Source organism: Serratia sp. JKS296 (genome assembly GCF_900215445.1).
GTDB classification, from domain to species: Bacteria; Pseudomonadota; Gammaproteobacteria; order Enterobacterales; family Enterobacteriaceae; genus Serratia; species Serratia marcescens.
On sequence record NZ_OCMX01000001.1, the window covers coordinates 4,277,263 to 4,301,703 of the forward strand.

Below are 24,441 nucleotides of genomic sequence, written 5' to 3' on the forward strand. Positions count from 1 at the left end.
GCGGCCCGGTGGCCGCCTTTGTTTTCTATATTGTCGCCTTACGCCCCAATCACCCCGCCATCTTCACGCGTGATCATCAATACCGATGAACGCGGGCGCGGGCTGTTGTTCGGGAAGTGCGAATCGCCCTCTTCTCCCGGATGTTGTACGTTGACGAACATCGTCTTGTAGTCCGGAGTGAAAGTGATGCCGGTCAATTCGCAGGACTTCGGTCCCACCATGAAACGGCGGATCTCGCCGCTGATCGGATCGCCCACCAACATCTGGTTGTTGCCCTGCCCGACATAATCGCCCTTGTTGCTGTACTTGCCGTCGGTGAGGATCCACAGGCGGCCGGCGCGATCAAAGCCCAGCCCGTCCGGGCTGTTGAAGGTATTTTCCGCCGTGATATTCGGCGTGCCGCGGTTGACGCCCTCGGGGTGGGCGATCGGGTTGCCGCACAGCGCATAGATATCCCAGGCGAAGACGTCGGCGGTGGCGTCGCCGCCTTCGTCCCAGCGAATGATCTGGCCATAGATATTGTTCGGTCGCGGGTTGGCGGCGTTCAGCGGCATCCCTTCCTCACCGCGCTTGCTGTTGTTGGTCAGCGTACAGTATGCGCGGCCGTCATGCGGGTTCACCGCGATCCACTCCGGGCGATCCATTTTGGTGGCGCCGACCTGCTGCGCCGCCTTGCGGGCGAAGATCAGCACTTCGGCCTCGTCGCGGAAACCGTTCTCCGGCGTCAGGCCATTCTTGCCAAACTCAAGCGCAATCCAGCGCCCTTTGCCCTTCAGCGGCGTGCCGGCCTCATCGCCGTCGAACTGCGCCACGTACAGCGTTCCCTCGTCCAGCAGCGTGCGATTGTTGGCCGGATTGGCGGCGTCGACCACGCCTTTGGAAACGTACTTATAGATATGTTCGCCGCGCTCGTCGTCGCCCATGTACACCACCAGACGGCCGTCTTTGGCCACGGTCACCGCCGCGTTTTCATGCTTGAAGCGGCCGAGCGCGGTGTGCTTGATGGGCGTCGAGCTCGGATTCAGCGGATCGATCTCGACGATCCAGCCGTGACGGTTGAATTCGTTGGGATTCTTCGCCACATCGAAGCGCTCGTCATAGTCCGGCCAGTTGCGCTCCGGTTCGCTGACCTTCAGCGTGTAGCGCTTTTGTTCCGGCGTGGTTCGATAATCGGCCTGACGGGTGCCGAAATAGGTGTCGAAATTTTCCTCGCAGGTCAGATAGGTCCCCCACGGCGTCTTGCCGTTGGCGCAGTTGCCGAAGGTGCCCAGCACCTTGCGGCCGCTCGGATCGGCGGCGGTCTGCAGCAGCGGGTGCCCGGCGGCCGGGCCGCTGAACTGCATTTCGCTGTTGGCGGTGATGCGGCGGTTATAGCGCGATGGACGTTCCACCTCCCAGCGCTGGCCGTCGCCGACCCGCTTGACCGCGACAATGGAGACGCCGTGCGCCGCCTGCGACTTGCGCACCTCTTCCAGGCTGGTGGCTTTGGCGCCGCCGTGGGCGAACAGATACTGTTCGTTGACGTATTCGTTATTGATGGCCATCACGCCGTGATTGTCATCGATAGGGAAGAAGCTCATACCGTCATTGTTATCGCCAAACTGTTTTTCCTGATCGGCGGCGCTGTTGTTGCCCTGCGGATCGAAGGCCGGCGCGCCGTCCACCAGCGGCTCACCCCAGGAGATCAGCACCTCCGCGCGGTAGCCCGGCGCGATGGTCACCTCGTCGGCGGTAGATGCGGCGATGCCCTGAAAGCCCAGCAGCGTGTTCGGCGGCAGATCCTCGGCCAACGCCTCGGCGGAAACCGACCAGATGCCGCCGCCGAGAAAGCCGGCCAGGCCGACGGCGCCGGCGCTGCCAAGCAGCAGCTTGCGGCGAGTGGGATCGATCAGGCGGTCGGCGTCTAATTGCTCAATTTGCTTGGTCATAACGTGGTTACCTTTTTAGTTATGGCGCCGCGGTCAAGATTCACCAGAGTTGCCGTGGCGCTCGGAGTTGGGCTTCATACTAATCAGGTAATGTGACGGAAAGGTTACAAATGACCGGCGCAAAAAGGCCGGGGGCGCAATTGCTTGCGCCCCCGGGAGAGTTGGCTAACGGGCTGAAATCAGCGGCGCTGCAGGATTTCGAAGCAGTAGCTGTGCGAGTTCAGATTGTCGGCGTCGTGGAATTCGCTGAACGTGGTTTCCCACTCGTCCGGCTCGTAATCCGGGAAGTGGGTATCGCCGCCGACTTCGGCGTCGATGTGCGTCAGGTACAGACGGTCGGCGCGCGGCAGCAGCTGGGTATAGATGCGCCCACCGCCGATCACCATCACTTCCTCCACGTCGCCCGCGGCGGCCAGCGCCTCATCCAGCGAGGTTACCCAGGTCACCCCGGCTTCGCTGCCCGGGCGGCTGCTCAAAACGATATTGTGGCGGCCCGGCAGCGGGCGGCCGATGGACTCGAAGGTCTTGCGGCCCATAATAACCGGCTTATTCAACGTGTTGCGTTTAAACCACGCAAGGTCCGCCGGCAGGTGCCACGGCATGGCGTTTTCCATGCCAATAACGCGATCCGCCGCCAAGGCAGCGATCAGGCTGATAATCATTGTTTAACCCTGTGTAGGCAGCAAAATTGGTGACACTATACGTAAAGGCCTGAGTGCCGTCGATAGGCTAATCAAGCAAGATGAATATATAAGATAGCTCTTATCAGTATATCTAATAACCAACGATCGCCCGCCGGGCGATTTCACACGCCGGGGCGTTTGCGGTACAGCCACAGGCCCGGTAACGACAGGCCGATCGACAACGCGCCGACGATGAAACTGGCCTTGAGGAAGTTGGTGATCATGGTCTCCATCAGGGCTTCGCTGTAGCCCAGATGCGAGATCTCCACCACCGTGATCATCGCGGTATAGGCGGAAATGCCGGGGAACATCGGGATCACCGCCGCCACGGTGAACACCTTCGGATGCGCCAACAGCCAGCGCGACCAGTAGATGCCGATGATGCCAATCAGGATCGCCGCCAACAGCGAGGCCCACTCAATGTTCATGCCGGCATGCATCATCAGCATGCGCGAACCGCGCCCGATAGCCCCGAGCAATGCGCAATAGCGCAGCGCGCGCAACGGCACGTTAAACACCATGGCGAAGCCCAGCGCCGGCACCGCCGCCAACAGCATCTCCTGCAACAATGCCCACAGCAGATTCATGACCACCCCCGCAGATCCCACAGCGACATCGCCATCACCACGCCGATACAGGTCGCCAGCGTCAGCAGGCTGGCCATCGCCCAGCGCGCCAGTCCGGTATTGACGTGCCCCTTGAACATGTCGGCCACCGCGTTGATCAGCGGGAAGCCCGGCACCAGCAGCAACACGCTGGCGGCCATCGCCACGCTCGAGGTGTCTTTAAACGCCGGCAGGCGCAGCAGCAGCCCGGAGATCGACGTCGCGACAAATGCCGTCAGGCAAAAATTGATCAGCGGATTCATCTGGCGGGCGGTGAGGATCTGGCGCACCAGCATCGCCGCGCCGCTGGCGATAAAGGTCACCAGGAAGGCGTCGCCGCCGCCGCCGTTGAGCATGCTGAAGCACCCGCAGGACAGCCCCACCATCAATACCACCAGCCAGCGCGGGTAGCGCAGCGGCCGAATCCTTTCAAAGCGGCGCGCCACGTCGTGCGCATCCGCCAGGCGATGCTCGGCGAGGATCACGATATGCTGCACTTCGGTCACCACCTGCATATTGATGCCGCGATCGACGTTCTTGCGGGTGGTGGTCAGGCAGGCGCCATGGCTAAGAGTGGTCAACACCACCGCATTGGCGGAGATCGAGCTTTCCACGCTGTCCATCCCCAGCGCCAGCCCCAGGCGGGTCGACAGCTGTTCCACCACCGTGCTCTCGGCGCCGTGCTGCAACAGCAGCAGCGCGCATTGAATGCACAGTCGGGTGATTTCGCGTTGTTGCCGGTGCGGTTCCGGCCTGTCTGTGGCGGTAGTGGTCGTCTGCTGCATGGTGCTCCGTCGCTGGCGGGAGATGAATTATTATCATAGAGCCTAACAATACCTCATTGGGTTGATGCGCATCAGAGGAAGCGGCGTTATTATCGCCAGATTGCTGCCTTTTGCGCGAGACGTCTCCCATGCTTGAAACTTCGTTGTTCGTCGCCGGCATTGCCGCCCTCGGCATGCTCTCCCCCGGCCCGGATTTTTTCCTGGTGATCAAAAACGCCGCCCGCTACCCGCGGCTGGCCGCCATGATGACCGCCTTCGGCGTGATCTGCGGCGTCGCCACCCACATGTCCTACTGCGTCGCCGGGCTGGCGGTGGTGATCACCACCACGCCGTGGCTGTTCAACCTGCTGAAATACGCCGGGGCGGTCTATCTGGTGTGGATCGGCATCCAGGCGCTGCTGTCGCGCGGCGGCGGAAAAATGAACGTCAACAATCTGCCGCAACAGCGGGTCAGCCTGAAGAGCGCCTTTGCGCAAGGCTACCTGTGCAACCTGCTGAACCCGAAAGCCACCCTGTTCTTCCTGGCGGTCTTCACCCAAGTGCTGCAGATCGATTCCGGTCTGGGGGACAAGCTATGGTACGCGGGGATTATTCTCGGCCTGTCGGTCATCTGGTGGCCGCTGCTGGTGTTCCTGATCCAGAGCGGGCCGGTGCGCCGCGGGCTGGAAAAGACGCAGAAGATCGTCGACAAATTGCTGGGCGGCATGTTGATCGCCTTAGGCATCAAGGTCGCGCTGAGCTAAGCAAAAGGGGCGCCATCACGGCGCCCCTGCGGTTATCCTTTGGCTTCCACCACTTCATCCTCCGGCGCCTTGCCGTCGATGCTGCCGCGCCAGCCGGTCTGCTGCACCCGCGCCAACCGATTCTGATCCTGCTCGATGGCCGCGCTGAGCATCTCCTTGGCCCGCTGCAGGCTGGCGATGCGGAACTCGGTATCCTGATAATTATCCAGCGTGTCTTCCAGCATCTTCAGGTTGTAGCGACGGAACGTGTCCGCTTTCTCGCGCGCCTCATAGGCGTCCAGCCCCAGCAACTCCAGCGTCTCGCGGCCGATGCGCAGCGAGCTTTCAAAGGTTTCGCGCTCCGGTTTTTCCACCCCCAGTTGCCGCAGCTGATACCAGTGATCGACGTCGCGCGCCCGCGCCACCACCTTAAGATGCGGGAAGTGCTGTCTGGCCAGCTCGGTTAACGCCAGGCTGTCTTCCACGTCGTCGATGGCGTTGATCAGCACCTTGGCGTGAGCGGCGCCGGCGGCCTCCAGCAGATCGGCGCGCGTGGCGTCGCCGTAGAACACCTTGGTGTCGAATTTACGCAGCGTTTCGATATGGTCCGGATCGTGATCCAGTACCACGGTGTGCACGCCGTTGGCCAACAGTAAACGACCGGCGATCTGGCCGAAACGGCCGAAGCCGGCGATGATCACGCTGGCGTTCTCGTCATCAATGACGTCAGCCGGGCGATCCTCTTTCGGCGCATTTTTTTCCAGCTGCGCGGCGATCACCAACAGCAGCGGCGTGGCCGCCATCGACAGCGCCACCGCCAGCGTCAGCGACTTGGCCCATTCAACCGGCAAGACGCCGGCCAGCTGCGCGGCGCTGAAGATCACGAAGGCGAACTCACTGCCCTGCCCCAGCAGAATGGCGAACAGGCCGCGCTGGCGCTTCGGCACGCCGAGCAGCGGCCCAATCAGCCACAGCAACGCCGCCTTGATCAGCATAAAGCCCAGCAGCAGCGAGGCGATCAGCAACGGATGATGGAACAGCGTGCCGAAGTCGATCGACATGCCGACGCCGATGAAGAACAGCCCCAGCAGCAGTCCCTTGAACGGCTGAATATCGCTCTCCAGCGCGTGGCGGTATTCAGAGCTCGCCAACAGCACCCCGGCGAGGAACGCCCCCATCGCCATCGACAGCCCGGCCATCTCCAGCAGGATGCCGAAGCCGAACACCAGGAACAACGCCACGGCGCTGAACACTTCGCGCATGCCCGAACGGGCGACGAAGTGCAGCAGCGGACGGGTGACGTAGCGGCCGAGCAACACCACCATCGTCAACGCGCCCACCACCTTGGCCGCCGACAACATGAAAGCGCCCAGCGTGGTGGTGGCGCCACTGCTGGCCAACAGCGGGATCATCGCCACCAGCGGGATCGCCGCGATATCCTGGAACAGCAGCACCGCAAACGCGCTGCGGCCGATCGGCGACGGCGTCAGATTGCGTTCGCTCATCGCCTGCATGGCGATGGCGGTGGATGAGAGCGCCAGCGTCAGGCCAATCAGCAACGCCACCTTCCAGTTAAGGCCGAGGAAGTAACAGAAGGCGCTCAGCGCCAGGCCGCAGCCCACCATCTGAATGCTGCCGCCGCCGAACACCGAGGCGCGCAGCGTCCACAGCCGTTTGGGATCCAGCTCCAGGCCGATGATAAACAACATCAGCACCACGCCGATCTCGGCGAAGGTCAGGATCGACTCGGCGTCGGACACCAGCTTCAGCCCCCAGGGGCCAATGATGCAGCCGGCGATCAGGTAACCGAGCACCGAGCCCAGTCCCAGGCGCACCGCGATCGGCACAAACAGCGCCGCGGAGCCGAGATAGATCAGCCCCTCGATCATCATGTGGTGATTATCCATGGCTGGCCTCCCGGGTTTCCGCTTCGGCATGTTCCATCAGATAGTCGACCAGCCGCTGGCGGTAGGCTTCGCCGGCGGCGAGCAGCGCCGGCTCGTTGCAGGTAAAGGTATTGTGCACGGCGAAATAAGGCAGCCAGGTCATGCCGCAATAGATCGCCGTGGCCTGCAGCGGCTGCGCCAGCGCGGCGAAGTTGGGGAAATCGCCCAGCTCGAAGTGGTGCTCGTCGCCGCCGCTGGTCACCGCCCACAGGCAGTCTTTACCCACCAGCGCATTGCCGTCGTGGCCGTAGGCCCAGCCGTGCTCCAGCACTTTGTCGATCCACAGTTTCAACAACGGCGGGAAGCTGTACCACTGCATCGGATGTTGCAGCACCACCAGGTCGGCGCGTTCCACCGCCCGCTGCTCGGCGTTGATGTCGATATTGAAATCGGGGTACAGCTCATACAGCGAGCGCACCTCCACCTCGGGGAGATCCCTCACCGCCTGCAGCAGGCGGTGATTGGCATGCGAATGCCGGGGATACGGGTGAGCATAAATTATCAGAATCATTGTTATCGTCGTTCCTTCGTTCCTTGCCAATACACCAAGCATATACCAATCACACAGAGTGACAGTTTGCCCACTGATTGATAGCGGAAATTTTTAACGCCAGCCGACAAATTCGCTGAATAAAAAAGGGCGCTGCATCTGCAGCGCCCCTTACGTTGCGTTATCGCGCGGTTACTTACCGATACGCGCGTGCATTTCCTGCACCGATGTAACCTGCTCGGTCGGATCCGCTTTCAGCGCCATCGCGGTGGCGAAGCCGCCGTTCAGCGTGGTGTCGTAGTGCACCTTGTACTGCAGGGCGCTGCGGCGAATCAGCTTGGAGTCCTCAATCGCCTGACGGCCTGCCGTGGTGTTGACGATGTAAGTGTACTCGCCGTTCTTGATACGGTCCTGAATGTGCGGACGCCCTTCGTGCACCTTGTTGACCAGGCGCGGGTTGATGCCCGCTTCGCCCAGCACCACCGCGGTGCCGTGGGTGGCGTCCAGCTCGAAGCCCTGCTTCAGCAGGCTGGCGGCCAAATCGACCACGCGAGCCTTGTCGCCTTCGCGCACCGACAGCAGCGCGCGGCCCTGTTTCTTCATGCCCGAGTTGCTGCCCAACATCGCTTTGGAGAAGGCTTCCGCGAAGGTGCGGCCCACGCCCATCACTTCCCCGGTAGAGCGCATTTCCGGCCCCAAAATCGGGTCGACGCCCGGGAATTTGTTGAACGGCAGCACCACTTCTTTCACCGAATAGTACGGCGGGATGATCTCTTCGGTCACGCCCTGCTCGACCAGCGTTTTGCCCGCCATCACGCGCGCGGCCACTTTGGCCAGCGGCACGCCGGTCGCTTTGGACACGAACGGCACGGTGCGCGCGGCGCGCGGGTTGACTTCAATCAGGTAGACTTCGTTGTCTTTCACCGCGAACTGCACGTTCATCAGGCCGCGCACCTGCAGCTCGAACGCCAGTTTTTCCACCTGGCGACGCATCACGTCCTGAATTTCCTGGCTCAGGGTGTACGCCGGCAGCGAACACGCGGAGTCGCCGGAGTGCACGCCCGCCTGCTCGATGTGCTCCATGATGCCGCCAATCAGCACGCGTTCGCCGTCGCAGATGGCATCAACGTCCACTTCCACCGCGTCGTCCAGGAAGCGATCGAGCAGCACCGGCGCATCGTTGGATACGCTGACCGCAGTCTGGAAGTAGCGGCGCAGGTCGGTTTCGTCGTAGACGATTTCCATCGCCCGGCCGCCCAACACGTAGGAAGGACGCACCACCAGCGGATAACCGATGCCCGCCGCCTTCTCGACCGCCTGCTCGATGGCGGTGACGGTGGCGTTGGCCGGCTGCTTCAGGCCCAGACGGTTGACCGCCTGCTGGAAGCGTTCGCGGTCTTCGGCGCGGTCGATGGCGTCCGGGCTGGTGCCAATGATCGGCACGCCTGCGGCTTCCAGCTCGCGCGCCAGCTTCAGCGGGGTCTGGCCGCCATACTGCACGATCACGCCTTTCGGTTTCTCGATGCGCACGATTTCCAGCACGTCTTCCAGCGTTACCGGCTCAAAGTACAGGCGGTCCGAGGTGTCGTAGTCGGTGGAGACGGTTTCCGGGTTACAGTTGACCATGATGGTCTCGTAGCCGTCTTCACGCAGCGCCAGCGAAGCGTGCACGCAGCAGTAGTCAAACTCAATGCCCTGGCCGATACGGTTCGGCCCGCCGCCCAGCACCATCACTTTCGGCCGGTCGTTGGTCGGGTTGGACTCACACTCTTCTTCATAGGTGGAGTACATGTAGGCGGTGTCGGTGGCGAATTCCGCCGCGCAGGTATCCACGCGCTTGTATACCGGATGCAGGCCGTAGCTGTGGCGCAGCTTGCGAATTTCGCTCTCGGCGACGCCGGCCAGCTTGGCCAGACGCGCATCGGCGAAGCCTTTGCGCTTCAGAGTGCGCAGGAAGTCTTTGTTCAGGCCGTTGATGCCCGCCTCGGCCACCTGCTCTTCCAGGCGCACCAGCTCTTCAATCTGCACCAGGAACCAACGGTCGACGTTGGTCAGGTTGAAAACGCCGTCAACCGACAAACCGGCGCGGAAGGCGTCGGCGATGTACCAAATGCGGTCGGAACCGGCGTCTTTCAGCTCGCGGCGGATTTTGGTCAGCGCTTCCGGATCGTCCAGGCTCACTTTCGGATCGAAGCCGGTGGCGCCCACTTCCAGACCACGCAGCGCTTTCTGCAGCGACTCCTGCTGGGTGCGGCCGATGGCCATCACTTCGCCGACCGACTTCATCTGGGTGGTCAGGCGATCGTTGGCGCCGGAGAACTTCTCGAAGTTGAAGCGCGGGATCTTGGTTACGACATAGTCGATGGACGGTTCGAACGACGCCGGGGTGCGGCCGCCGGTGATGTCGTTCATCAACTCATCGAGGGTATAGCCCACCGCCAGCTTGGCGGCGATCTTGGCAATTGGGAAGCCGGTGGCTTTCGACGCCAGCGCCGAAGAGCGCGACACGCGCGGGTTCATTTCGATAACGATCAGGCGGCCGGTTTTCGGGTTAACCGAGAACTGCACGTTGGAGCCGCCGGTTTCGACGCCGATCTCACGCAGCACCGCCATCGAGGCGTTGCGCATGATTTGGTATTCCTTGTCGGTCAGGGTCTGGGCCGGCGCGACGGTGATCGAGTCGCCGGTGTGGATGCCCATAGCGTCGAAGTTTTCGATGGAGCAGACGATGATGCAGTTGTCGTTCTTATCACGCACCACTTCCATCTCGTATTCTTTCCAACCGATCAGCGATTCATCGATCAGCAGCTCGTTGGTCGGCGACAGGTCCAGGCCGCGTTCGCAGATCTCTTCGAACTCTTCGCGGTTGTAGGCAATGCCGCCGCCGGTGCCGCCCATGGTAAAGGAAGGGCGGATGATGCACGGGAAGCCGACGTCAGCGGCTACCGCCAGCGCTTCTTCCATGGTGTGCGCGATGCCGGAACGCGCGGTATCCAGACCGATTTTCTTCATCGCCACATCGAAACGGCGACGGTCTTCGGCCTTGTCAATCGCATCGGCGGTGGCGCCGATCATGGTAACGCCGAACTCGGCCAGCACGCCCTGGCGCTCCAGCTCCAGCGCGCAGTTCAGCGCCGTCTGGCCGCCCATGGTCGGCAGCACCGCATCCGGGCGCTCTTTTTCGATGATCTTGCGCACCACTTCCCAGTGGATCGGCTCAATGTAGGTCGCGTCGGCCATCTCCGGGTCGGTCATGATGGTCGCCGGGTTGGAGTTGACCAGAATGACGCGGTAACCCTCTTCGCGCAGCGCTTTACACGCCTGGGCGCCCGAGTAGTCGAACTCACACGCCTGGCCGATAACGATCGGACCCGCGCCGAGGATCAGGATGCTTTTTATGTCTGTACGTTTTGGCATTTTTTACTGCTCCTGATTATTTGGCGTTAGAACGGTAAGTCTCAATCAGTTCGATAAAGTGATCGAACAGCGGCGCAGCGTCGTGCGGGCCTGGGCTGGCTTCCGGGTGGCCCTGGAAGCTGAACGCCGCCTTGTCGGTGCGGTGAATGCCCTGCACCGTATGGTCGAACAGCGATTTGTGCGTCACGCGCAGGTTCGCCGGCAGGTTGTTTTCATCTACCGCAAAGCCGTGGTTCTGCGCGGTGATCATCACGGTGTTGTTGTCCAGATCCTTCACCGGGTGGTTGCCGCCGTGGTGGCCGAGCTTCATCTTCATGGTTTTCGCCCCGCTGGCCAGCGCCAGCAGCTGATGGCCCAGGCAGATGCCGAACACCGGAATGTCGGTTTCCAGGAACTGTTTGATGGCGGTGATGGCGTAGTCGCACGGCTCCGGGTCGCCCGGGCCGTTGGACAGGAAGATGCCGTCCGGATTCATTTTCAGCACGTCGTCGGCCGGGGTCTGCGCCGGCACCACGGTCAGGCGACAGCCGCGATCCACCAGCATGCGCAGGATGTTGCGCTTGGCGCCGTAGTCGTAAGCCACCACGTGGAATGGCAGTTCCGCGGCGGTTTTGGCTTCGGGCAGGTCGCCTTCAAGCGTCCAGCTGCCTTGCTGCCAGCTGTAGGCCTCTTGGGTGGTGACCTCTTTCGCCAGATCCATCCCCTTCAACCCCGGGAAACCTTGCGCCTTGGCCAGGGCCAGCGCGGCGTCCGGCGAATCGGCGGCGATGATGCAGCCGTTCTGGGCACCCTTCTCGCGCAGCAGGCGGGTCAATTTGCGGGTATCGATATCGGCGATCGCCACGATGTTGTGACGCTTGAGGTAGTCGGACAGGCTTTCTTCGTTGCGGTAGTTGCTGGCGATCAGCGGGAGGTCGCGAATGACGAGGCCTTGGGCGTGTACTGCGGAGGATTCTTCGTCGGAAGCATTGGTGCCGACATTGCCGATATGAGGATAAGTAAGAGTAACGATCTGGCGGGAATAGGAAGGATCAGTGAGGATTTCTTGATAACCGGTCATCGACGTATTGAAGACCACTTCCCCCACTGCCGTTCCCTCTGCCCCGATGGCCCGACCGTGGAATTGGGTTCCGTCTTCCAGAACCAATAGCGCTGACTTTATCAAAACACCCTCCAAGGAATAATCAATCACAATATTTGCATATTAATTCAGATATCGCGATCTAAATCAATGCAAAAACCGTCCGCGAGGCCAATTTTTGGCAAATTGGGCGCATTTTAATGATGAGTGCCTGGCTTGTCTACCCAAACTGCCGTTTTTTGTTTTATTTTTGCAGTTCTCGGCGCGCATGCGGCTTGAGCGCCGATAAAAACACAGAAAACCGGGGCTGGAAAACGGTTGCGGGGAAGAATGACGGAAAACGGCGCCGGAATGGAACAAAAAAGACGCTAAAAAAACCGAGAGTGGAAAAAAAGGAGATGATTAGCAAAGTAAATATAGATAAATAACATCTTTGACAATAAAACAAAGCCAACATGATATTTATCATGTTAAAAAAAAGGACAATAAAATTATTGCCCGATTATCATAGCATTATGACCAATACAACCACATCACGATGGTATGCAAATCAATTATAACTGGTCCAAATTCAATACGTCTCGCATATCAAACAAACCTTTATTCCGGTTATGCAGCCAGGCCGCCGCGCGCACCGCGCCGCTGGCGAAAGTCATGCGGCTGGAGGCCTTATGGGTGATTTCCACCCGTTCACCGATGTCGGCGAACATCGCGGTGTGCTCGCCGACGATGTCGCCGGCACGAATGGTGGCAAAGCCGATGCTTTTCGGATCGCGTTCGCCGGTATGGCCTTCGCGCGCATAGACCGCACAGTTTTTCAGATCGCGCCCCAGCGCGCCGGCGATCGCTTCGCCCATGGCCAACGCCGTGCCCGACGGCGCATCCACTTTGTGGCGGTGGTGCGCCTCAACGATTTCGATGTCGGTGTAGTCGCCCATCACCTGCGCGGCCTTCTCCAGCAGTTTCAGCACCAGGTTGACGCCGACGCTGAAGTTGGCGGCGAACACGATGCCGATGTGCTGCGCCGCAGCGCGGATCGCCTGCTTGCCGGCGTCATCGAAGCCGGTGGTGCCAATCACCATCGCCTTGTGGTGCGCCACGCAAAAATCCAGGTAGCTCCGGGTGCTTTCCGGGCGGGTGAAGTCGATCAAAATGTCGAACTCGCTCGCCACTTTCTCCAGGCTGTCGCTTACCTTAACGCCCAGCGCGCCAATGCCCGCCAGCTCGCCGGCGTCGACGCCGATCAGGCTTGAACCCGGGCGCGACAGCGCCGCGCCCAACACCACGCCTTCCGCCTGCTGCACCGCCTGGATCAACTGACGGCCCATCCGGCCGCCGGCGCCCGCAATCGCAATGCGGATTTGTGAATCACTCATGCTTGCTCTCTTCTTGATTTGACGCCTATCCCATTAGGCTATCGATTCAGGGTAACTGCCCCGCTTCAGCGTCGCCAGAGGATTCATTTCATAATTAGAAAATTATGATATTCCCCCGCTTTTATCAGCGGCGCTGTCGTGAGATTAACATTCAACCGATTTGGCGGCCTGCGACGATTGTACATAATCATGCAGTTTCCATGACAAAAAAATGCAGAAAAAAGGCGCCGAAAACGGCGCCTGGGGAAAGGATCACAGCGTGGTCAGGCGGTAATGGCGGCCACTTCGTTGGCGATCGCCGTCAGCGCATCGTGGCGGGCATAGTCCTCACGCACCAGCGCTGCGCGTTGTCGATAGATCGGCTGCTGCAGAATGCGCGTCGCCGCCGCCAGGATCTGTTCAGGGCTCGGCGTGCTGGTGTGCAGGCTGATGCCGCAGCCGGCGGCGACCACGCGCGCGGCCGCCTCCAGTTTGTCTTCGCCCGTGCCAGCGACGATCAGCGGCACGCCGCTGTTCAGCGCATAGTTGATCGAACCGTAACCGCCATTGGTGATCAGCAGCGCCGTCTCCGGCAGCCAGCGTTCGAAGGAGATGAACTCGCGCACTCTGGCATTGCCCGGCAGCGCGTCCATCAGGCCTTCCGTCGCCCGCCCGCCGGTGGTGGCCAACACCCGCACCGGCAGATGCGCCAGCGCTTGCAGCGTCGGCACGATTAGCTGATGCAGATCGACATTGGCCAGCGTGCCCTGAGACACGATCACCAGCGGCCGATCATCGTCTGCCTCCCACAGCGTTTCTTCCGCCGCCGGCTGGCCGCCGCTACGCAGCGGGCCGACGAAGCGCACGCCGCTCGGCAGATCGTCACGCTCATATTCCAGCGCCGTGGTGGCCAACTGCAGGAAACGCTCGCAGCCGCCGATCAGCGCGTCGGTGAACGGGCGATTCAGCGGCCGCCCGCCCGCCTGCACCAGTGCGGCATCAAAGCTTTGCTGCACCTCATCAAGCAACACCCGCGTTTCTTCATCCACCAACTGCTCACGGGTCAGCGTCCGCGGCAGCAGCGCCGGCGGGATGCGCGGGCCATAGAAAATGGCGTCGCGCGAAGAATACGACAGCGGCGTGACGCCGATCCCGAAGACCGGCGGCCGTTCGGCGGACTGCAACAGCGGCAGCACGCCGTAGAAGCAGTTCTCCACCATCAGCAGATCGGTCTTTTCGGCGGCGATAGCCGCACGCAGCTGACGATCCAACAGTGGGATCGGCGCGGCGAAGAAATCTTTCAGCGCCAGCGCCATCTGCGCGTTGCCCGGCGGCAGCGCGGCGCGCTCGGGGAAATGCGCCTCCAGGTGGCGATAGTCGAAGTCCACCTGCGCGTCGAACGGCACGAAGCTCGCCCCAGCCGCTTCGGCGCGTTCGCGGAACAGCGCGCCGGTCATCACCCGCACCTGATGCCCTTGGGCGATCAGGTGGCGAGCAATGGCTAACATCGGGTAGACGTGCCCCGGAGTGGCGACCGCCGCCATCAGTATCCTTGCCATAATGCTCCTTTTAAGCTTCTGCGTTGGCCGGCTTCAGCGCCAGATTGGCGCACACCGGATTGCTTTGAATATGCACGCGCTGCAAATGACGCGCGGAACGGGCGGTAAAGCCCTCGCGGCCGTGCAGCAGCGAGAAGTTGTCCGCCACCACCACGTCGCCCTGTTGCCACTGATGAGCATAATAGTGACGCGGATCGTACAGATGCTGCTGCAGAGTGTGGTGGAACTGTTCCTGCTGTTGTTCCGGCACACCGTGATATTCCAGCGCATGTTGATTGAGGAATTTTTTCCCTTCCGTCGGCGGTTCATTGTAGCGCATGATCAATCCTCTGCCGTTCGGGTGCTGCACCACCAGCGGCGAACAGACTTCACCGCCGTAATGCACCACCTGCTTGATGCGGTAGGTGATCGAGACCGACAGCCACTGATCCAGCAACGCTTCGTCCGCATTGGCCAGCAGCCGCGTGGTATCGACGAAGGTAGTGCACCCGCCTTCGTCCGGCGACGGCGCCGCCACGCAGTGGAACAGCTGGAATTCGGGAATAGTCGGCTTATACATGCCATCCCAATGCAGCGGGACGTAGCTGCTGTCGAAAATATGATCCTTGGCGTCCGGATGTTCCTTCACGTCCAGCACCGCGCCGAACGGCCACATCATGATCTCGCCCCACTGCTCGGCGTAGCGCGTCAGAACCTCTCCATCGCTGAAACCGGAGTCGAATCCGCGCAGCACCAGCAAGTGATGTTCCTGCGCCAGCGCCCGCAGCGCTGCCACCGGCAGTTCGCCGATCTTTTGCCCCGGATGCTGCGGCGTCAGGATCGCGCCAAACGGGGTATTCGGTTGAATATGGCAATTAAGCGGTTGGTTATTCATCGGTGATTCTCCTTGCATCGAATGTGCTGCTCACACGGCAACGTGCCGTCAAAAACGCGTCCGCCAGGATTTCGGGCGCAAAAGCCTGCAGCGGCCTCAGGCCATCTGCGGTTGTTCGATCAGGTAATGGCTCGGCGTGCCGCGGATCGCCACCAATTCGCCGTCCAGGCTCTGCGCGTCTTTACGCTTCATCAGCACGAACTGGCCGTTCACGTTGGCTGCCACGCCATGCCACGGCGTCAGCCAATCGTCTTTGGTCGGCATCATGTGGATGCCCATTTTCAGGCTGTCGACCGGCTGCGGGTGAATCGACAGGCGGATCGCCGCCGGGAAATGCTGCGCCAGCAGATTGCCCCAGGCCCAGCTGCGCTGGATCACTCCGCAGGCGCGCTGTTTGGCGTCTTTCTGCAGCGCGGCGTTGGAACCGCTGTAGCCCGGCAGTTGGCTGTCTTCATACAGGAAGCGCGTGATGGCGCGGTACAGCAAGAGGCCCTGTTCGTCCTGCATCAACTGCTGTTTGATCGCCTCTTCCGATTCGGCATAGCCCTCCACCAACAGTTGGCGCAGCAGATCGTAATCATCGGTATGTTCGGCCAGGCCTTTGACGTCGCCGAGGTTGAATACGCTGAGATGCGTCGCGCCCACTTCATGCAGCAGGTTTTCAATTTCGCGCTGATAGCGGTTGATCGCTTCGTCACTGACGCGGATCAGATCGCCGAACACGTGGCCATCGGAGCAGATAACGATATGCGCACCCGGCGGGTAGTAGAGTTGAATGCGCTGGCATAGCGAGTTGAGGAAGATCAGCGACAGCCGCTCCGCCATGTCCGGCACCGCGCCGATCACCTTGTTGGTGTTGGGCGACTTGGTCGGGAAGGCCGGCAGCACGAATTCGATACGTTGCTCGTTTTCGATGAATGCCCGAATGCGCGGCAATTGCACCTGAGTGACCCGCCGTTCTTCTTCAGCGATCGAGGTGTCGTCGCCGGGGAAACGGCGGCGGTATTGCAATAATTCACGTAGGATCTTTAACGATATTTCTTCTTTCTGAGCGCTGTCCACAATGAGCTCCTGTTACGATGTGGTGCGGGAGTATTATTGATAAGCGCAATAAGATTTATCAAAAAGAGAAAAAATCTCTGCAAAATAATAATCAGCCCGTCGTTTATATGCTTCAGGCAATATAGAAGAGATGATGCTATATTATTAGCCCGTATAATTCACAATCTTGGTTAAGTTGTGCTTAACAAACTATGAGCAATATTTTAAAACGCATGGCCATTTTCTCAAAAGTGGTCGATTGCGGCGCATTCAGCATGGCGGCAAAAGAATTGGGCATGACGACCTCCGCCGTCAGCCAACATATTCGCCAGCTGGAGGAGCATCTGGGCATTCAATTACTGTTGCGATCGACGCGTTCATTGAGTCTGACCGAAGCAGGATTGTGTTTTTATGAAGATTGCCTGCTGATGATCCACGCTGCCGAACGTGGCCAACAACGGATCGCCGCGCTGCGCGGAGAGCTGGTCGGCGAACTGCGTGTCGCCACCTCCACTGAATTCGCCACTCACTATCTGGTGCCGGCGCTGCAAAGCTTTCTCGACGAGCATCCTCGGCTCACGCTGCGACTGGAGATCCACGATGAGAAGATAGACCTGATCGCGCAACGCATCGATCTGGCGATACGCGGCGGCGTGCTGGCCGATTCCAGCTACGTTTCCACGCGGTTGGCCCGCTGCCGCGAAGTGTTGTGCGCCTCACCGGCCTACCTGGCACACCACGGCGTGCCGGATTCGCCGCAGGCGCTGACCCATCACCATTGGGTCACCTTTACGCCGCTCGGCAACCCACAGTTTGTCCGTCTTATCCATCGCAACGGCGATGAACACCGCATGCGCATGACCGGGCGTTTGTTCACCAACAGCGGTATGGCGATGAAGGAGTTGGCGTTGACCGGCAAGGGCATCATTCGCAATTTCTTCGCCAATGTTGAACGTGAATTGCGCAGCGGTGAGCTGATTGAAATATTGCCCGATTGGCGCTTACCGGAAATTAATTGCTACGCCATTATGCCACGTAGGGAGATCCAGCCATTAAAAGTCAGACGGTTGCTGGAACATATGAAACTCTATTTGCAGGAGAAGGGATTAACCGCCGTAGAACATATTCGGCAGGAATAAAATAAGAAACATCTGCAACATCCATTATTGTAATTATTGTAATCACTTTGCCAACACCGGGCCTATTTAGATTGCAGCCTAATGATATTCTTATTAATGACTTTTCGCCAGCCTATATAATTAACCACACCGACGTTATTTCAAATACTCAGAATAAATTTGACTTTAGTTAGCAGAAAATTTGAATATGCATGGAGTGTTATTTTTTACGCGGCTCGCTTTCCAAAAAAAAACGGGAAGCCTAAGCCCCCCGTTGTCATTCACTCACGCACATCAGTCAATCTGACGGACGTCCACGCGCAATTCTTTCGGCACTTCGAACACGATGTTCTCTTCGCGCCCGCTGATTTCATGCACGTCCAGGCCGCCCAGCGCTTTCAGGCGGGAGATCACCTCCTGCACCAGCACGTCCGGTGCCGAGGCGCCGGCGGTAACGCCGATATTGCGCGCTTCGCTCAGCCAGCTTTCCTGAATATCCGCCGCCGAATCGATCAGATAAGCCGGTTTGCCGACGCGCTGCGCCAGTTCCGCCAGACGGTTGGAATTGGAGGAGTTCTTCGACCCCACCACCAGCACCACGTCCGCATCGCCGGCCAGATTGCGCACCGCTTCCTGACGGTTGGTGGTGGCGTAGCAGATATCATCCTTACGTGGCCCGATAATATTCGGGAAACGCTGACGCAACGCGTCGATCACGTCCGAGGTATCATCCACCGACAGCGTAGTCTGCGTCATGAAGCACAGGTTGTCTTCGTCTTTCACCCGCAGCTTCCACACGTCTTCCGGCGACTCGACCAGGTACATGCCGCCCTGTGGGTTGCTGTACTGGCCCATGGTGCCTTCCACCTCCGGGTGCCCGGCATGGCCGATCAGGATCGCTTCGGTGCCGCGGCGGCTAGCGCGCGCCACTTCCATATGCACCTTGGTCACCAGCGGACAGGTGGCGTCGAACAGCATGGTCAGATCGCGCGCCTTGGCTTCGGCGCGCACCGCCTGAGAAACGCCGTGCGCCGAGAAGATCAGGATAGAGCCGTCCGGCACTTCGGCGATCTCTTCGATAAACACCGCGCCGCGCTCACGCAGGCTGTCGACCACGTAGCGGTTGTGCACCACTTCATGTCGCACGTAGATCGGCGCGCCATATAGCTCCAGCGCGCGTTCCACGATGCTGATCGCACGATCAACCCCGGCGCAGAAGCCGCGCGGGTTAGCCAGCAATATTTGCATGCGTCTCCTCCTGCTGCGGATCGATCTCCAGCACTTCGATGTCGAAGGTCACCGGATGGCCCGCCAGCGGATGGTTGAAATCGACGGTGATTGAATCCTCCGCCACCGCGCGCACCACGCCCGGCATTTCGCTGCCGTCGATGGCGGTAAACAGCATGATGGTGCCCACGTCCGGCACGCCGGTTTCCGCGAAGTCGCGGCGCGAGAAGAACTGGACCAGATCCGGGTTCTCCGCGCCGAACGCCGCTTCCGGCTGCAGGGTAAAGGCGCGCTTGTCGCCCGCGCGCAGGCCGAGCAGTTGCTCTTCCAGCGGCGCCGACAGGCTGCCGTCACCCAGGCGGAACAGCGCCGGTTTGCCGCTGCTGCGGGTGGATTCGGCGGTCGAACCGTCTTCCAGTTTCAGCGTGAAGTGAACCAGCACCGCGCTGTCACTGATAACCTGAGCCGTCATATTACTCACCTTTACTCTTTGCGTCTTTGTTCGCCGGCGACAAGAAACCTTCCAGCACGATCATCGCCGCGCCCACGCAGATAAAGCTGTCCGCCAGATTGAAGGTCGGGTAGTGCCAATCACCGACGTAGAAGTCGATGAAATCGACCACAAAACCGTGCCACAGGCGATCGAACAGGTTGCCCAGCGCCCCGCCGATAATAAAGGCGTAGGCGATGTTGTTCAGCTTCTGCTGTGCCGCGCTGCGGTACATCATCACCAGCAGCACCGCGACGATGGCGATGGCGATGCCGGCGAAGAACCAGCGCTGCCAACCGCCGTGATCGGCCAGGAAGCTGAACGCGGCGCCGTAGTTGCGCGCGTAAAACAGGTTGAACGACGGGATCAACGGCTGGGACTGGCCCAGCGTAAAGTTAGCGAGGATCCACTGCTTGCTGCCGAAATCCAGCGCCAGCACCGCCACTACAACCCACAGCCAACGCAGGCCGGTCGAACAAATTGGTTTACTCATCAGGCGCGAGTTCTCAGGCAAAGTTACGCTTCTCGCCGTCACCGGCGACGTTGCTCACACAGCGGCCGCAGATGTCTGCGTGCTCCGCCACCAGACCGATATCGGTGGTGTAATGCCAGCAGCGCGGGCACTTCTCACCTGGCGCCGTGCTGAAGGCGATCTTCAGCCCTTTCAGCAGCTCGGAAGCCTGCGCGTCGGCCGGCGCATCCGCCAAAGGCGCAACGCTTGCCGCAGAGGTCAGCAGCACAAAGCGCAGCTCATCCTGCAGGCTGTTCAGACGCGCCGCCAACTCGCTGTCGGCATACAGCGTCACCGCCGCTTCCAGCGAACCGCCGAGGCGTTTGTCGGCACGCGCCTGCTCCAGCACCTTGTTCACTTCGCCGCGCACTTTCAGCAGCTCAGCCCAGAAAGCGTCGTTCATCGACTCGCCTTCCGCCAGCCCGAACAGGCCGTCGTACCACTCTTCAGTGAACACGTACTGCGCGCGTTTGCCCGGCATGAAGCCCCAGATCTCGTCTGCGGTGAACGACATGATCGGCGCCATCCAGCGCACCAGCGCTTCGACGATGTGATACAGCGCGGTCTGGCAGCTGCGGCGGGCGACGCTGTCGCTCTTCGCGGTGTACTGACGATCCTTGATGATATCCAGGTAGAAGGAGCCCATCTCGACCGAACAGAACTGCATCAGGCGCTGCACCACTTCGTGGAAATCGTAGTTGGCGTAAGCCTGCTCGATATCCCGCTGCGCCGCCAGCGCGCGGCCGACCGCCCAGCGATCCAGCACCACCATGTCTTCCGGCGCCACGCAATCGGTGCTCGGCTCGAACCCGTTCAGGTTGGCCAGCAGGAAGCGCGCGGTGTTGCGGATGCGGCGATAAGAGTCGGCGGAGCGCTTGAGGATCTCATCGGACACCGCGATCTCGCCGGTGTAATCGGTCGACGCCACCCACAGACGCAGAATGTCGCCGCCCAGCTTGTTCATCACGTCCTGCGGGCTGACGGTGTTGCCGATCGATTTGGACATCTTGCGGCCCTGACCGTCGACGGTGAAGCCGTGGGTCAGCACTTCCTTGTACGGCGCCTTGCCCTTCATCGCGGTGGAAATCATCAGTGATGACATGAACCAGCCGCGGTGTTGGTCGGAGCCTTCCAGATACATGTCGGCGCCGTGGCCGTTGAATTCAGGACGCACGTCGACAACCGAGGCGTGGGTGGAACCGGAATCGAACCACACGTCCAGCGTATCCGGCACTTTCACGTAGTCGGCGGCTTCCGCGCCGAGGATGTCGGCCGCGTCCAGATCCCACCAGGCCTGAATGCCGTCTTGCTCGACGCGTTTGGCCACTTCTTCCATCAGCTCAACGCTGCGCGGGTGCAGCTGCTCGGTCTCTTTATGCACGAACAGCGACATCGGCACGCCCCAGGTGCGCTGACGCGAGATGCACCAGTCCGGGCGGTTAGCGACCATCATTTCGATGCGCGCCTGGCCCCAATCCGGGATCCACTGCACGCCCTTGATCTCTTCCAGCGACTGCTGACGCAGGCCTTTCTGATCCATGCTGATGAACCATTGCGGCGTAGCGCGGAAGATGATCGGCGTCTTGTGGCGCCAGCAGCACGGATAGCTGTGCAGGAACTTCTCGACGTGCAGCAGCGCGCCTTTGTCACGCAGCAGATCGACGATCAGATCGTTGGCCTTGAAGACGAACTTGCCGTCCAGCAGCGGGTAGGTGCCGGTCAGGTAGCAGCCGTTCGGCCCTACCGGGTTGGCCACTTCCAGGCCGTATTTCTGGCCGATCACGAAGTCGTCCGGGCCGTGGCCAGGCGCGGTGTGCACCGCACCGGTACCGGCGTCCAGCGTCACGTGCTCGCCGAGGATCGCCGGCACGTCGAAGTCCATGAACGGGTGTTTGAAGCGCAGCAGCTCCAGATCGGCGCCTTTGCAGCTGCCCAGCACGGTCCACTCGGTGATGCCGGCGCGCTTCATCACGCTTTCCACCAGTTCAGCCGCCAGGATCAGGCACTGGCCGTCAACCTGCACCAACTGATAGGTGAAGTCCGGGTGCAGCGAGATCGCGCGGTTGGCCGGCAGGGTCCACGGGGTGGTGGTCCAGATAACCAGGGAGATGGCGCCGCTGAAGTGGCTCACGCCGAACTTGGCCGCCACGGCAGCCGCGTCGGCCGCATGGAAGCTCACGTCGATCGACGGCGAAGTTTTGTCGTAGTACTCCACTTCCGCTTCCGCCAGCGACGAACCGCAGTCGGTGCACCAGTGAACCGGCTTGGCGCCTTTCAGCAGGTGGCCGTTGCTGATGATCTTGCCCAGCGCGCGGATGATGTTGGCTTCGGTTTTGAAATCCATCGTCAGGTACGGACGATCCCAGTCGCCCAACACGCCCAGGCGAATGAAGTCCTTCTTCTGGCCTTCAACCTGCTCGGCCGCGTACTCGCGGCACTTCTGGCGGAACTCGGCCGCCGTCAGCTTCTCGCCCGGCTTGCCGTACAGTTGCTCAACCTTCAGTTCGATCGGCAGGCCGTGGCAATCCCAACCCGGCACATAAGGCGAGTCGAAGCCGGCCATCCCTTTCGACTTGATGATAATGTCTTTGAGAATCTTGTTAACCGAGTGACCAATGTGAATGCTGCCGTTCGCATACGGAGGGCCGTCATGCAAAATGAAGGTTTTTTTGCCCTTTTTGGCAGTACGAATAATCCCGTACAGATCCTGTTCATACCAACGTTGCAGCATGCCAGGTTCGCGCTTGGCGAGATCGCCGCGCATCGGGAACCCTGTTTCCGGCAAGTTCAGGGTATTCTTGTAGTCACTCATGAGATTCTCGTTTCCGTTTTCGGCTATTTACCCGTCACACTTCATGCTGCATCTTTGTCGGCCGCCCTTTCTCACCCGAATCACTCGCCTGTGCAAGGTCATCGGGGTTCGCGCGGTTGCCGCCGCGATGTAACTCGAATTGTTTAGGGTAAACGATTAAACCAGTGTTTTTAACCCGAAGAACTTCCGGGCCGTCACCACATCATTGGCGATTTGCTGCTTCAGGGCATCCAGCGAAGCAAACCGCTGTTCATTGCGCAATTTTGCGCGGAGCACCACCTCAATATGGCGCCCGTAAAGATCCATTGTGACATCCAGCAGATGCACTTCCAGCTGCTGGCGCACGCCGGCGACGGTCGGGCGCGTGCCGATATTGGCCACGCCCGGCAGCGGCTTCGGCCCCAGGCCATACACTTCCACCGCATACACTCCTTTCACCGGCGCCACCAGACGCTTGAGCGGCAGATTGGCGGTCGGGAAGCCGATGGTGCGCCCCAGCTCGTCGCCGTGCACCACGCGCCCGGAAATGCTGTACGGGTGGCCCAGCAGGGTCTCCGCCAACGGCAGATCGTCCTCGCTCAGCGCGGTGCGGATCGCGGTGCTGCTGATGCGCCGCTCGCCTTCGCGGAAGGTCGGGGTGCTGACCACGTCGAAGCCGTACTCTTTTCCGGCCTGCTGCAATAGCGGAAAATCACCCTGACGCCCGGCGCCAAAGCGAAAATCATCCCCCACCATCAGGAATTTGACGCCCAGTTTTTCCACCAGCAGCTCGGCGACGAACGCCTGCGCGGTGTTGGCGGCGAAACGCGGATCGAACTTGACGCACAGCAGGTAATCGACGCCCGCCTGCGCCAGATAGTTGGCCTTGTCGCGCAGGCGCGTCAAGCGGGCCGGCGCCTTGTCTGCGGCGAACATCTCCAGCGGCTGCGGCTCAAAGATCATGACCATCACCGGCAGCCCGAGGCGTTGCCCTTGTTGCTTCAACTGCTCCAGCAGCGCCTGATGACCGCGGTGTACGCCGTCAAAGTTGCCGATGGTGAGCACGCAACCATGGTGGCGCGCCCGGATATTGTGAATGCCGCGAATTAGCTCCATAGCTGGCTCAAAACAGTGGAAATCGGCGGATTATACCTTGTACAGCCGGTAAGGTTAACCCGCGATTGGTGCCTTTATGTAATAGACATACCATACCGGAGATAATCTGCGCGTGAAACGGCTTCGCCGCAGTTTATCCGGCGCTGCCGGGGCGATTCTCGACCGCGGCCAACGGCTTGCGCCCGCCGCGGCAAAACATTGGCGAATTTTCTCGCGAAACACTGTATTCCCAAGAGCGAAGCTGGTAAAATCCTGCGCCATCACAACGTAGCGAGTGCCGCCTGTACAAACGGCGCTTATTTGCACAAATCCATTGACAAACGAAGGCTAAAAGGGCATATTCCTCGGCCTTTGAATTGTCCTCAATAGAATATATTTGGGAGTTGGACCTTGGCTAATATCAAATCAGCTAAGAAACGCGCCGTACAGTCTGAGAAACGCCGCAAGCATAACGCAAGCCGTCGCTCAATGGTGCGTACCTTCATCAAGAAGGTAGACGCAGCTATCGCAGCTGGCGACAAAGAAGCAGCACAAAATGCATTCCTGGTAATGCAACCACTGGTGGACCGTCAGGCAGCTAAAGGCCTGATCCACAAAAACAAAGCAGCGCGTCATAAGTCAAACCTGACTGCACGCATCAACGCAATGCAATAAGCATTTCGTTATCTGCTTGATAAAAAAACCGGCTCAGGCCGGTTTTTT

Annotated in this window: 20 protein-coding genes; 3 read left to right on the forward strand and 17 right to left on the reverse strand. The window is 60.3% G+C overall.

The features are described 5' to 3' along the window. Nucleotides 1-38: 38 nt before the first annotated feature. The 4 genes from CRO23_RS20530 to CRO23_RS20545 all read right to left on the reverse strand — a co-directional run bounded on the left by CRO23_RS20530 (nucleotide 39) and on the right by CRO23_RS20545 (nucleotide 4,001). Nucleotides 39-1,928: a PhoX family protein gene (locus tag CRO23_RS20530; RefSeq protein WP_016929121.1), complete on the reverse strand. Its 1,890-nt coding sequence runs from the start codon at nucleotides 1,926-1,928 to the stop codon at nucleotides 39-41. 179 nt (nucleotides 1,929-2,107) lie between these two features. Continuing rightward, complete coding sequence (gene folA, locus CRO23_RS20535) at nucleotides 2,108-2,590, reverse strand: type 3 dihydrofolate reductase (protein ID WP_016929122.1); 483 nt, start codon at nucleotides 2,588-2,590, stop codon at nucleotides 2,108-2,110. Between the two features lie 143 nt (nucleotides 2,591-2,733). Next, entirely contained in the window at nucleotides 2,734-3,198 is a 465-nt protein-coding gene (locus CRO23_RS20540) for a threonine/serine exporter (RefSeq protein WP_015376621.1), read from the reverse strand. Further along, nucleotides 3,195-4,001: a threonine/serine ThrE exporter family protein gene (locus CRO23_RS20545; RefSeq protein WP_016929123.1), complete on the reverse strand. Its 807-nt coding sequence runs from the start codon at nucleotides 3,999-4,001 to the stop codon at nucleotides 3,195-3,197. The genes CRO23_RS20540 and CRO23_RS20545 overlap by 4 nt, the downstream gene beginning before the upstream one ends. Nucleotides 4,002-4,129: 128 nt before the next feature. On the opposite strand from CRO23_RS20545, the gene CRO23_RS20550 reads away from it, so the two are divergent. Beyond that, nucleotides 4,130-4,744, forward strand: coding sequence for a LysE family translocator (locus CRO23_RS20550; RefSeq protein ID WP_097102774.1), 615 nt, complete (start codon nucleotides 4,130-4,132; stop codon nucleotides 4,742-4,744). Nucleotides 4,745-4,776: 32 nt separating this feature from the next. Here CRO23_RS20550 and kefC read toward each other — a convergent pair whose 3' ends face one another. The 8 genes from kefC to pvcA form a co-directional block, all read right to left on the reverse strand. Then, nucleotides 4,777-6,630 (reverse strand): glutathione-regulated potassium-efflux system protein KefC, encoded by a 1,854-nt coding sequence (kefC, locus tag CRO23_RS20555; RefSeq protein ID WP_016929125.1) that lies wholly within the window; start codon nucleotides 6,628-6,630, stop codon nucleotides 4,777-4,779. Beyond that, nucleotides 6,623-7,180 (reverse strand): glutathione-regulated potassium-efflux system oxidoreductase KefF, encoded by a 558-nt coding sequence (gene kefF / locus CRO23_RS20560; protein WP_016929126.1) that lies wholly within the window; start codon nucleotides 7,178-7,180, stop codon nucleotides 6,623-6,625. The genes kefC and kefF overlap by 8 nt, the downstream gene beginning before the upstream one ends. Nucleotides 7,181-7,351: 171 nt before the next feature. After that, entirely contained in the window at nucleotides 7,352-10,576 is a 3,225-nt protein-coding gene (gene carB, locus CRO23_RS20565; RefSeq protein WP_016929127.1) for a carbamoyl-phosphate synthase large subunit, read from the reverse strand. Between the two features lie 16 nt (nucleotides 10,577-10,592). Further along, nucleotides 10,593-11,741 (reverse strand): glutamine-hydrolyzing carbamoyl-phosphate synthase small subunit, encoded by a 1,149-nt coding sequence (gene carA / locus CRO23_RS20570; RefSeq protein WP_071525950.1) that lies wholly within the window; start codon nucleotides 11,739-11,741, stop codon nucleotides 10,593-10,595. Nucleotides 11,742-12,211: 470 nt separating this feature from the next. Then, nucleotides 12,212-13,033: a 4-hydroxy-tetrahydrodipicolinate reductase gene (gene dapB / locus CRO23_RS20575; RefSeq protein ID WP_097102776.1), complete on the reverse strand. Its 822-nt coding sequence runs from the start codon at nucleotides 13,031-13,033 to the stop codon at nucleotides 12,212-12,214. A gap of 263 nt (nucleotides 13,034-13,296) precedes the next feature. Further along, nucleotides 13,297-14,556: a glycosyltransferase gene (locus tag CRO23_RS20580; RefSeq protein WP_097102777.1), complete on the reverse strand. Its 1,260-nt coding sequence runs from the start codon at nucleotides 14,554-14,556 to the stop codon at nucleotides 13,297-13,299. A gap of 25 nt (nucleotides 14,557-14,581) precedes the next feature. After that, on the reverse strand, nucleotides 14,582-15,445 hold the full coding sequence (locus tag CRO23_RS20585; protein WP_016929131.1) for a TauD/TfdA dioxygenase family protein: 864 nt from the start codon (nucleotides 15,443-15,445) through the stop codon (nucleotides 14,582-14,584). A 96-nt stretch (nucleotides 15,446-15,541) separates the two neighbouring features. Beyond that, on the reverse strand, nucleotides 15,542-16,507 hold the full coding sequence (gene pvcA, locus CRO23_RS20590; protein ID WP_079450074.1) for an L-tyrosine isonitrile synthase: 966 nt from the start codon (nucleotides 16,505-16,507) through the stop codon (nucleotides 15,542-15,544). A gap of 212 nt (nucleotides 16,508-16,719) precedes the next feature. Between pvcA and CRO23_RS20595 the strand changes: the two genes are divergently transcribed. Beyond that, the gene (locus CRO23_RS20595) at nucleotides 16,720-17,625 is read left to right on the forward strand and encodes a LysR family transcriptional regulator (RefSeq protein ID WP_016929133.1); all 906 of its coding nucleotides are present in this window, start codon (nucleotides 16,720-16,722) and stop codon (nucleotides 17,623-17,625) included. A 273-nt stretch (nucleotides 17,626-17,898) separates the two neighbouring features. Here CRO23_RS20595 and ispH read toward each other — a convergent pair whose 3' ends face one another. From ispH to ribF, 5 genes are all read right to left on the reverse strand, one after another. After that, on the reverse strand, nucleotides 17,899-18,852 hold the full coding sequence (ispH, locus tag CRO23_RS20600) for a 4-hydroxy-3-methylbut-2-enyl diphosphate reductase (RefSeq protein WP_049300133.1): 954 nt from the start codon (nucleotides 18,850-18,852) through the stop codon (nucleotides 17,899-17,901). Next, nucleotides 18,833-19,303, reverse strand: a complete 471-nt coding sequence (gene fkpB / locus CRO23_RS20605) for an FKBP-type peptidyl-prolyl cis-trans isomerase (RefSeq protein WP_016929135.1) — start codon at nucleotides 19,301-19,303, stop codon at nucleotides 18,833-18,835. Before fkpB ends, ispH begins: the two co-directional genes overlap by 20 nt. A 1-nt stretch (nucleotide 19,304) precedes the next feature. Further along, nucleotides 19,305-19,814 (reverse strand): signal peptidase II, encoded by a 510-nt coding sequence (gene lspA / locus CRO23_RS20610; protein WP_016929136.1) that lies wholly within the window; start codon nucleotides 19,812-19,814, stop codon nucleotides 19,305-19,307. A gap of 13 nt (nucleotides 19,815-19,827) precedes the next feature. Next, the gene (gene ileS, locus CRO23_RS20615; protein ID WP_016929137.1) at nucleotides 19,828-22,644 is read right to left on the reverse strand and encodes an isoleucine--tRNA ligase; all 2,817 of its coding nucleotides are present in this window, start codon (nucleotides 22,642-22,644) and stop codon (nucleotides 19,828-19,830) included. A 156-nt stretch (nucleotides 22,645-22,800) separates the two neighbouring features. Next, nucleotides 22,801-23,739 carry a bifunctional riboflavin kinase/FAD synthetase gene (gene ribF, locus CRO23_RS20620; RefSeq protein ID WP_016929138.1) on the reverse strand — a complete coding sequence of 313 codons (939 nt, stop codon included), beginning with the start codon at nucleotides 23,737-23,739 and terminating at the stop codon, nucleotides 22,801-22,803. A 390-nt stretch (nucleotides 23,740-24,129) separates the two neighbouring features. Between ribF and rpsT the strand changes: the two genes are divergently transcribed. Continuing rightward, nucleotides 24,130-24,393, forward strand: a complete 264-nt coding sequence (rpsT, locus tag CRO23_RS20630; RefSeq protein ID WP_004932960.1) for a 30S ribosomal protein S20 — start codon at nucleotides 24,130-24,132, stop codon at nucleotides 24,391-24,393. The last annotated feature ends 48 nt before the right edge of the window (nucleotides 24,394-24,441 follow it).